Below are 2,012 nucleotides of genomic sequence, written 5' to 3' on the forward strand. Positions count from 1 at the left end.
GCCGGGGTCCCGCCGCGCTTAGGCAATGGGGTGGCATAGGGCCGCAATGCAATGGAGGGCGGCAGGCCGCTGATTTGTTAGTCGGAGAGGAGGGTGGCGCAGCCGGACGGGGTAAGAAATCTGCGGATGCCGTTGCGGGAAAACGATCGAGGCGCAGCCGCTCTCCGGTCAGACATGCCCCATCGAGCCCGCAAATGGAGCGCCGGAAACAGGGGATTGGACATAGCGGTGACGGTCTCGCATGGTTGGATGAACGCTTTAATACCAGTACGCCGGCCCGGCCTCTCGCCCAGGTTTCAACTGAGGCCATACCATGTTCCGCGACCCGCTCCGTGCAGGAACAGGTGTCCCTCCTCGGTCAACGCGCGCAGGTGATCCTTGACGGTATTGCGGCTTGCGCCCGTGGCCTTTGCCGCGTCCATCACGGTCACGCGCCCGCGCTCGCGCGCCAGTTCCAGGATGGAGACCGACAACTCCGGAAGGTCGCCGAGCAGGATACGTTCGCGTTCCATCTTCCGCTCGAGACGCTGCTTCTGACGCTGCAGGCTTCGCAGGAAGAACTCTACCCAGGGATTCCAGTCCTGCCGATCCGTGCGGATCGTGCCTTGCGTGCGGCGAAGCGCGAGGTAATAGGCCTCCTTGTTCTGCTCGACAATACTTTCGAGCGAACTATAGGGCACGTAGACATAGCCGGCCCGAAGAAGCAGCAGTGTGGTCAGCGCCCGCGACAGACGGCCGTTGCCATCCTGGAAAGGATGAATTTCCAGAAAGACCACCACGAAGACGGCAACGATCAGCAGAGGGTGGAACGTCCCATCTGCCTCCTGTGCCTGCCGCCAGGCCACCAGCTCCGCCATGCGACCAGGCGTATCGAACGGCGTGGCTGTTGCGAAAACGACGCCAAGACTTGCACCGTTCTCATCGAATGCCTCGACATTGTTGGCGAGTGTCTTCCAGTCACCTCGGTGTCGCTCGTCCTTGGTGGAGTGCGCAAGCAGATCCCGATGAAGCTGACGAATGTGATTTTCATTGAGGGGGATCGCATCGAAAGCCGAGAAGATCGTCTCCATCACCTCGGCATAGCCTGCGACCTCCTGTTCGTCGCGGCTGGAGAAAGAGCCGATCCGCAGGTTTACGAGTAGCCGCTCGACCTCACGGTCACTCAGCCTGGCGCCCTCGATACGGGTCGACGATCCGATGCTCTCGATCGTCGCGACCCGGCGCAGGCTGGATAGGCGATCGGGCGCAATGCGGCCAAGGGCCCGCCATGCGCCTTTGAACTCATCGATCTCCGCGATCAGCGAAAGGATCTCGGGCGTTATCCGTAATGTCGAGAGATAGAAAGCTGGCATCCACTTTCCCATCCGTTTCCATCCGAAACGGTATAACACAGTGGCATCCATTGTTCCATCCATTTTCATCCGAAAGAGGATGAGAGGACAAGCAAAAGGGAGGAGGCTCCGCCGGTTAAGCGGAGCCTCGATGTCTCAGTCTCGGTTCTGGCGGGACCAGATCAGCTGGTAGCCATCCTCGCCGTCGACTTCGGTGAGGGTTGCGTAGATCGGAGCCGGGAAGCTCGGGTCGTCCAGTTTGACCGAGAGGTAGTCGCGGTCAGTTTGCTCGGAGCGCTTCTGCCAGGCAGCGCCCAGTTCGACGGCGCCGGCGTAGATGCGAAACTGCGGGCCCTTGTCGGAGGGGTTTTCGACGCGGGCGATGCGGGCCTTGACGTTGAGGGCGAGGGTGCGGATGGAGCCTGTGAAGCCGGTTTCAGTGGTGGTGAAGGTGCCGATGGTCGCCATGGTGATGTTCCTTGTCCTGTCTCTCGGGCCGCGCCATTGCGGCCTCGATGGCAGTCGCAAAGACCGGGGACGATCGGACCGCACCCGCCGGGGTCCCGCCGCGCTTAGGCAATGGGGTGGCATAGGGCCGCAATGCAATGGAGGGCGGCAGGCCGCTGATTTGTTAGTCGGAGAGGAGGGTGGCGCAGCCGGACGGGGTAAGAAATCTGCGGA

2 protein-coding genes are annotated in these 2,012 nt (G+C 61.7%); both read right to left on the bottom strand.

Going from position 1 to position 2,012, the window contains the following annotated elements:
- Positions 1-296: 296 nt before the first annotated feature.
- A complete protein-coding gene (locus tag AX760_RS04220) occupies positions 297-1,352 on the bottom strand; it encodes a Fic family protein (RefSeq protein ID WP_071831750.1) in 1,056 nt (351 codons plus the stop codon).
- A gap of 135 nt (positions 1,353-1,487) precedes the next feature.
- A complete protein-coding gene (locus AX760_RS04225) occupies positions 1,488-1,799 on the bottom strand; it encodes a DUF736 domain-containing protein (protein ID WP_071831752.1) in 312 nt (103 codons plus the stop codon).
- Between the last annotated feature and the right edge of the window lie 213 nt (positions 1,800-2,012).

Source organism: Pararhizobium antarcticum (assembly GCF_001885585.1).
GTDB classification, from domain to species: domain Bacteria; phylum Pseudomonadota; class Alphaproteobacteria; order Rhizobiales; family Rhizobiaceae; genus Pararhizobium; species Pararhizobium antarcticum.

What these genes read in the sequence shown, in the direction of transcription:
- AX760_RS04220 (WP_071831750.1), bottom strand. Translation starts at nt 1,352, where the DNA reads ATGCCAGCTTTCTATCTCTCGACATTACGGATAACGCCCGAGATCCTT.
- AX760_RS04225 (WP_071831752.1), bottom strand. Translation starts at nt 1,799, where the DNA reads ATGGCGACCATCGGCACCTTCACCACCACTGAAACCGGCTTCACAGGC.